Below are 6,813 nucleotides of genomic sequence, written 5' to 3' on the forward strand. Positions count from 1 at the left end.
TGGGTGCGTGTGGCAGGAACGTTGCCGCCGAGGTGCTTTGATACAGCAGACCACTGTCAAGTACTCCGTAGAGCGTGACCGACGATTGGGCATGCGCGGTGGTCGCGAACATCACCAGCGCCGCAGTGCCGCTCAATTTTAATTTCAACTTCGACTTCAGTCTCATTCTGTCTCCTTCAAATTTTCGGTTTATGGGTTGTTGCTTTAATGAAAATGGGGTGCTGCCGGCTGAGCGGGTGAGGCCAAATGGGAGTAGAGGAGCCGCTCAGCGTGTGGCCCGCTCGCGCAGGGCGTCCAGGCGATCCAGATCGCTGGAGTAGTTGCGCTTGCCGATGAAAAACGCGGCCGCGGCGACCAGAGGCGCAAACGGAACGAGTTGCAGCGCACCGAGCAGCCCGATCCGGTCGGCGACGATGCCCGTCAGGATGGCGGCGGGTGCCAGGCCCAGCAGGTTGTTCGCCAGCGTCAGGGTGGCAAACGCGGACGAATGAATCGACGGCGGGGTGAGGTTCGCGACCATCGCGCCGGAGGGGCCGCTCGCGCCTGCGCTGAAGAACATGCCGGCGCCGATCAACACGAGTTGCAGCGGACCCGCGGGCACGCGGAAACCAATCGCTAGCAACGTGAAGGACAACAGGCAGATAACGATCGCGGTGCCCCACTTCCTTTCCCGCGCGTTCTTGGCGAGCCGGTCGGCAAGATTTCCACACACCACCATGCCAAGGCCCGTCACCAGCACAAACACTGCCGCGCTCATTGCAGCCTTGCCGGTGGCCATGCCGTAGTAGCGGTTCAGGAAGCTCGGCATCCACGCCCAGACAGCAGCAGGAAGCAGCAGATGGAGGCCGCTGCCGACGTAGGCACACACGACTGACTTCGTCGAAAAGAGCCCCTTCATCAACGCGCGAAAACTCATGCGCACGCCGAGCCCATGATTGCCCATGCTCGCCGGATGGAGCGGCGCAAGACGCTTTTCGGTCACTACAAACCGGTAGACGATGACCAGCACGATTCCCATGGCCGCCATTGCGCCGAACGCCGGACGCCAGCCCAGGTGAGCCGCGACCGCACCACCGAGTGCCATGCCCAGCACGGAGCCAAACGCGCCGCCCGCCATGAACGCGCCGGTGAGCGTGGAGCGCAGCCGCGCCGGAAAGATGCTTAGGACAACCGCGATGCCGACACTGCCGTAAGCGGCTTCGCCGATGCCTACGAAGGCACGCGCGAGCAGCATTTCGCCGTAGTTCGTCGCGAGCGCGCAGCCCAACGTCGCGAGACTCCACATCGCCGCCATCAGGATGATGCTTTTCACGCGGCCCCAGCGGTCGGCAAGCACCGATAGCGGGAACGTGAGCACGCCAACCATCAGCGCGACCACGCTGCTAAGCGAACCCAGCCGTGTGTCGGAAAGCCCCCATGCGGCCTTGAGCAGCGGAAACACGGCATTCAACACCTGCCGCGACATGTAGTCGGAGAGCAATAAGCCAACCGTCAGGGCAAATACCACCCAGGCATAGGGGCGCACATCTGCTTGTGTTGCTGAAACATCGCCCGTGATGGGCTCTGCGTGCTGCATGAGCATCATTCGTCTCCTTCGCGTTAATCTCGTTATAGCGGTCGTCTTTGCCCGAAGCAAAATACGGCCGATTATGGATACCCGGCATAGTTGAAGCGTTCTTGCCAGTGACAATCCCGCGCCCGAGTTCAACGCGCGAAGCGCGTGAAAACATTCCGGGACGAAACAAACATGGTGCTCGTACAATACGACCAACATGTATTACTTTTTTATGATTAGGCGCCATTCTTTTAGCGATCGATGCCACTGCGCGTAAACACCGGTGTTCGTTAAAGCAGGCATCTCACTGTCCGAAGGCGGGGCGCCGACCGTGTGGGGCCTGCGAAGGGACTAGCGATGGAAACGATGCTGCGCTCGGTAGCCATGAGCGGTTATTTCGATGTGACGCGGCGGCTCGGACTGAATCCGGTCGAGCTCGTGCAGCAACTCGGGATCGATCCCGCGGCGCTAGCGAATCCGGATGATCGCGTCTCGGCCACCGCGTGCTGCTGGTTACTGGAACTCACGGCTGACAAGGCGTCGTGCCCTACTTTCGCGCTGCAAATGGCTGAAACCCGGCAGAAATTCGGGACCGGCGTGATCAATGTCCTGCTCGCGCACAAGCGCACGCTGCGCGAGGTGTTGCTCGCCGCCGCCGAGTTCCGGCATCTGCTCAACGAAGCCCTGGCCGTGTACATCGAGGACGCAGGGGAAACGGTCACCATCCGGGAGGAACTCGTCGTCGATCCGGGTACGCCTACCAAGCAGGCGATCGAACTCGCAGTGGGTATCCTCGCGCGCCACTCCAGTGCGCTGCTGGGCAACTACTGGAAACCGCGCGCCGTGCATTTCACTCACCGAGGGCCTGCTGACCTGACCTTTCATCGGCGCTTCTTCGGCTGTCCGCTGGAGTTCGGCAGCGATTTCAACGGATTCGTGTGCGCGGCCGCCGGGCTCGACTACCCTAATCCGGCCTCTGACCCAGAACTGGTTCGATATGCCGAGAGCCTCGCTACTCCGCTAAACGTAGCGGGCGCAGAGTCGATCGCGCTGGAAGTGCGCAAGGCGATCTACCTGCTTCTGCCCGTCGAGCAGGCGAGCGTCGAGCTGGTTGCTCGCCATTTACGCCGGAGCGTGCGCACCATGCAGCGGCAGCTTGGATCGGCCGATACCAGCTTCTCGGCACTGGTCGATGAAGTCCGGCGCGAACTGGCCGTCCGCTATATAAGCAACCCGCGTTATCCGATCGGGAGGGTCGCGGCACTGCTCGGCTATAGCCAACAGGGTTCTTTTACGAACTGGTTCACCTCACAATTCGGTATGACGCCGCGTGATTGGCGTAACGGCCACGTGAAATGAACGGGCATAAGGCTGACACTCGGTTCAACCAGAAACCCGAGTAACGAAAGGCTTGCCGCCCCGCGAGATGCTTCGTCGAAATTTCCCGTCCGCTTCGCGCGGACGGGATTCCCTTCGATTCCCTCTCCGGCTCGTGTTCAGACCGCCTTGCGCAGGAAGCCCTGAGTGGCACCCTTGCGGTTCGGCGCGAAACCGTTGGCCAGCAGGGTCTCTTCCACCGTCTCGTAGAACACACCGATCTTGCTGATCTCGCGTGCCTCCTGGGCCGTGGCCACCTTACGGCCAAAGTCGCGTGAGATGCGCACGAGTTGCTCGATCTGCTCGACCGTGCTCATCCTCTTCGTGCGCGACTGGTTCCATATGTTGTCCTCAATGCCACAGCGCACGTGCAGGCCCATCGCCATGCCCATCATGTTGACTGGCAGTACGTTGCGCATCGAGCTCTCCACCGTCAGGACCGCGCCATCCGGCGTAGCGCGCAGGAAGTTGGCCAGGTTGTAGATGTTCGGTGCATCCATGCCGCCACCGATGGCCACCCAGTTCATGACCAGCGGGCCCTTGTAGACGCCACGACGAATCAACCGCTCCACCGACTCGAAGCTGTTGATGTTGTAGCACTGGAAGGCGCTCTGGATGCCAGCTGCGTTCAGGCGACGGATGTGCTCCTCAGCCCAGCCGGGCTGTGACGGAACTGTCATTTCCTTATAGGCGTTGTAGACCTCCGGCTCCGCCATGGAGGTTCCCTTGACGTCAGCATCCTCCCAGTGTTCTACGACGTTCATCTGCGAGGTATTGATCGTCACCGTAACCTGGTCGGGCTTGGGATCGAGTTCAGCCAGCATGTGGCGCGTATCGTCGCTCAGCCATTTGGCCGCGGAACCTTCGTTCTCCGGTGCGAAGCTGATCGAACCACCGACCTGGATAATCATCTCGGGCACTGCATTGCGCACGCCGGCGATCAGCTCGTTGAACTTCGAGAGACGCTTGCTGCCCTTGCCGTCGAGTTCGCGCACGTGCAGGTGCAGCACGGTAGCGCCGGCGTTGTAGCAATCCACCGCCTTCTGGATCTGCTGATCCATCGTGACAGGGATGTCTTCGGGAAAGTCGGAGGGCACCCACGACGGGGCATAGGGCGCGGCCGTGATGATCAGGGGTTGCTGGTTTTCAGTGTAGAGGGAACCGTCGAGGAAGTTCATGGCATGGTCTCCAAACGCGAGTTGGGTGGAAGAAAGAAATTGGGGAGCGCTAAGTGGGGCGTGTCGTCAACTAGCGGACGTATCACCCGCGCGCCAGGCATGCGTAGACGCGACGGGAGATGGAATAGTTGGGAAGATACGGCAATCGGAGGAGGCGGTTTACGTTTTGGGCGACATTTTTTTGTGATTTGACGCCACTACGCGTTAACACGGTATTGGTAATCATGTAGCGGGCCTCGACGTCGCGACGAGAGGCGCGGATGTCGAGTCACGGTGTGACAAGCCGTTTTTACCTGACGGAGGCCGACATGAAGCTTTGCGGAACAGACCTGCACTCGAACGACAGTGTGGGCAGATGAAACACGCTGGCAAAATCAATGCATCTGCAGCCTGCCAGTTTTACTCGTCGGTTACATAAGCTATCCTAAACATATCGCCTTTGTACGACTCGACCGCCCTATCGCGACAGAACAGCCAAAACAGCTGGAAGGCAGTACCGACGCAATGCGCAAGTGATGACGCCGGCCGGAAAGCGATGACCGTGATAGAGCGGTTTCGATTTCTTCATCGCGCCATCTCACGCGACTGATCAATCAACGCCGGACGAGTCCATCCCTTCGCGGATAGACATATGCCAACGTCGAGAAGTCGTGACTTCCACCGCAAAGGGACGTTGATCACATCGGACCATTGAAACCGTGTTTGGTAAATCACCGCTTCAAAACTGCCCAACTACCCGTGCCGGTTTTGCAGACGGTCGGGACCCAAGTCTGCATTTGACCTTTAGCCTGCGCAACGATGGTCAGCTTTCGGCAAGTCCGATCGTCGTTCTTCGTTGTGTCGGTTGGGGTAATCGTGCCGTTTACATGAACGGAATTACCGGTGCCTTTGTTGCTCCATTCCATCGACTCCCCGTCCTGTTTCGTGTCAAGGGCCGAACGCGCAGCAGTGGAAAGTGCTTTCAAATCCTCCTGCTTCATGTACGAAATTGGCGAGTTGCTCAAAAAACCAAGATTTGAGGCTTGCGCTGTTCCGCTGGCAAATAGTAGGCAACTCGCGGCAAAGCACAGAGTGGCATTGTTGAACGTACTAGATCGAATTGACATTAACGGCCATCCTCAAAAAGTACTAGTCGTTACTTTTTAAATCGTCGTGTCCAGCGATAAGATATCCTAGAACAGCGATTACGGAAAGGGTCCAGTCGACAGTCACAACGCACTTTTAAGCAGTCCACACATTACCAGCACTACGTTCCCGGTGCGGACCGCGCGATGAGCCCATAGCTGGATCATCACGCACTCCGTCAGAAATCAATGTAGTTATGACGCTACATTGACAGGGACGAATCGAGCGCCGGTTCTCGCCCCCCTTGAAATAACAAACGTCTGCCCATAACCCATATCCCCGACGATCATTGCCGCATCTCCTGAAGGGGTGCCCTAACGAACCATGACGTGTGCACACATCCGCACCGTCGGTGCGCCGAGCATGTTGGCAAGGGATAGGGCCAAAGTCCCATTGTTCAACCGGTACGTCAATAGCATTATTGAATCCGGCGAATTTCGGCGCAGGTCCTCCGTACGGAGGCGGCAGTTTCTGACAGGAGCGCGCATCATGATCAAGTACCTTCGGCTTATCCTCGCAATCCCGCTTTTGCTGCTCTCCGTCGGCTGTTCGACACAGCAGACTTCAACCCCGTCTGGAGACCCCGAACTGGATGCGAAGGCACGCGCGGCTCTACAGCAACTGTTCAACACGGAACCCAGAGCCAAGAACCTTCAATATCTAGCGAAGGCGGTTTTGGTATTCCCGGACGTAGTTAAAGCGGGGTTCATTGCGGGTGCGGAAGACGGCAAGGGTGTCATGTTTTCTGCGGACGGCAAAGTCGTTGGATACTACACAATCAGGGCGATTTCATATGGCCTGCAGGCAGGCGGACAATCGTTTTCGCAGGCCATGTTCCTCATGACCGACTCGGCAATCAGCTACCTAAAAAGTAGCGACGGCCTGTCGGTTGGGGTGGGCCCGAGCGTTGTCCTGGTTGATGAGGGCAAGGCCAAGGAGATGACGTCCACCAACTTGCAGTCCGATGTCTACGCATTCATATACGGCCAGGAGGGCTTGATGGCCGGTCTCGGCTTGCAAGGTCAGAGAATCAGACAGTTCAATCCTTGACACAAGCAACGGCACCCGTCGAGTCAGACAACATCGTTCAGCGAGCGCGCCTCATCGGAACGAACTTCGTAGTGGTGGACCGCGTGCTCGCGCTGCAATACGCTGGTTTAATCATTAAACCAGCGTTTGCACGGTGCCTTCCCTCACATCGTCACGCTTGGCGGCGCCTTGCTCTTGCGCCTTAACGTGGATCGGGCGCTGCGCTTCCTGGCGAGACTCAGCGTATCAGAACGCTCTCATCTCAAGGCGCCGGCACCACGCGGTAGTAAACGCCGTTCGCGCCATAGGCAGGTTGAAACCATGTATTGCCGTACAGGTAGTATGTGCTGCCCCGAACCTGGGTCGAGACGCAGCCTCCCGGGAGCGCCGCGTAGATCGCGCCCATTGCAAACGCCGTATTGACGGGCGCGGGCATAGGAGGCGCTGTCGTTGTCCCCGCAACGTAGCCGGCGTTGTAAGCGTTCGATGCGACCGCGGCCGTGTTGGCCGACGCCACGGCCGCGCCGGCCACGACACCGACCGCGACGC

Annotated in this window: 6 protein-coding genes and 1 pseudogene; 2 read left to right on the plus strand and 5 right to left on the minus strand. The window is 58.9% G+C overall.

The window, feature by feature from the left end; translation table 11 throughout:
• Both WCA53_RS12590 and WCA53_RS12595 read right to left on the minus strand, forming a co-directional pair.
• Positions 1–148, minus strand: a 148-nt coding sequence (locus WCA53_RS12590) for a porin (RefSeq protein ID WP_423910212.1), incomplete at its 3' end; no start/stop codon positions are given.
• Between the two features lie 117 nt (positions 149–265).
• Positions 266–1,582 carry an MFS transporter gene (locus WCA53_RS12595; RefSeq protein WP_423910216.1) on the minus strand — a complete coding sequence of 439 codons (1,317 nt, stop codon included), beginning with the start codon at positions 1,580–1,582 and terminating at the stop codon, positions 266–268.
• 330 nt (positions 1,583–1,912) lie between these two features.
• Between WCA53_RS12595 and WCA53_RS12600 the strand changes: the two genes are divergently transcribed.
• Positions 1,913–2,914: an AraC family transcriptional regulator gene (locus WCA53_RS12600; RefSeq protein WP_423910200.1), complete on the plus strand. Its 1,002-nt coding sequence runs from the start codon at positions 1,913–1,915 to the stop codon at positions 2,912–2,914.
• A 137-nt stretch (positions 2,915–3,051) separates the two neighbouring features.
• Here WCA53_RS12600 and WCA53_RS12605 read toward each other — a convergent pair whose 3' ends face one another.
• Together WCA53_RS12605 and WCA53_RS12610 are read right to left on the minus strand one after the other, a co-directional pair.
• A complete protein-coding gene (locus WCA53_RS12605) occupies positions 3,052–4,110 on the minus strand; it encodes a 3-keto-5-aminohexanoate cleavage protein (protein ID WP_423910203.1) in 1,059 nt (352 codons plus the stop codon).
• Between the two features lie 710 nt (positions 4,111–4,820).
• Complete coding sequence (locus tag WCA53_RS12610; RefSeq protein WP_423910206.1) at positions 4,821–5,216, minus strand: RT0821/Lpp0805 family surface protein; 396 nt, start codon at positions 5,214–5,216, stop codon at positions 4,821–4,823.
• Between the two features lie 508 nt (positions 5,217–5,724).
• Here WCA53_RS12610 and WCA53_RS12615 point away from each other — a divergent pair.
• Positions 5,725–6,285: a YSC84-related protein gene (locus tag WCA53_RS12615; protein WP_423910209.1), complete on the plus strand. Its 561-nt coding sequence runs from the start codon at positions 5,725–5,727 to the stop codon at positions 6,283–6,285.
• A 241-nt stretch (positions 6,286–6,526) separates the two neighbouring features.
• On the opposite strand, the pseudogene WCA53_RS12620 reads toward WCA53_RS12615, so the two are convergent.
• Positions 6,527–6,813 (minus strand): annotated as a pseudogene (locus WCA53_RS12620) (hypothetical protein); the annotation flags it as partial.

The sequence above is a fragment of the Caballeronia sp. genome, assembly GCF_049581465.1.
Lineage (GTDB): Bacteria > Pseudomonadota > Gammaproteobacteria > Burkholderiales > Burkholderiaceae > Caballeronia.

Coding starts and splice junctions, on each gene's coding strand:
- WCA53_RS12595 (WP_423910216.1), bottom strand. CDS start 1,582: ATGCTCATGCAGCACGCAGAGCCCATCACGGGCGATGTTTCAGCAACA.
- WCA53_RS12600 (WP_423910200.1), top strand. CDS start 1,913: ATGGAAACGATGCTGCGCTCGGTAGCCATGAGCGGTTATTTCGATGTG.
- WCA53_RS12605 (WP_423910203.1), bottom strand. CDS start 4,110: ATGAACTTCCTCGACGGTTCCCTCTACACTGAAAACCAGCAACCCCTG.
- WCA53_RS12610 (WP_423910206.1), bottom strand. CDS start 5,216: ATGTCAATTCGATCTAGTACGTTCAACAATGCCACTCTGTGCTTTGCC.
- WCA53_RS12615 (WP_423910209.1), top strand. CDS start 5,725: ATGATCAAGTACCTTCGGCTTATCCTCGCAATCCCGCTTTTGCTGCTC.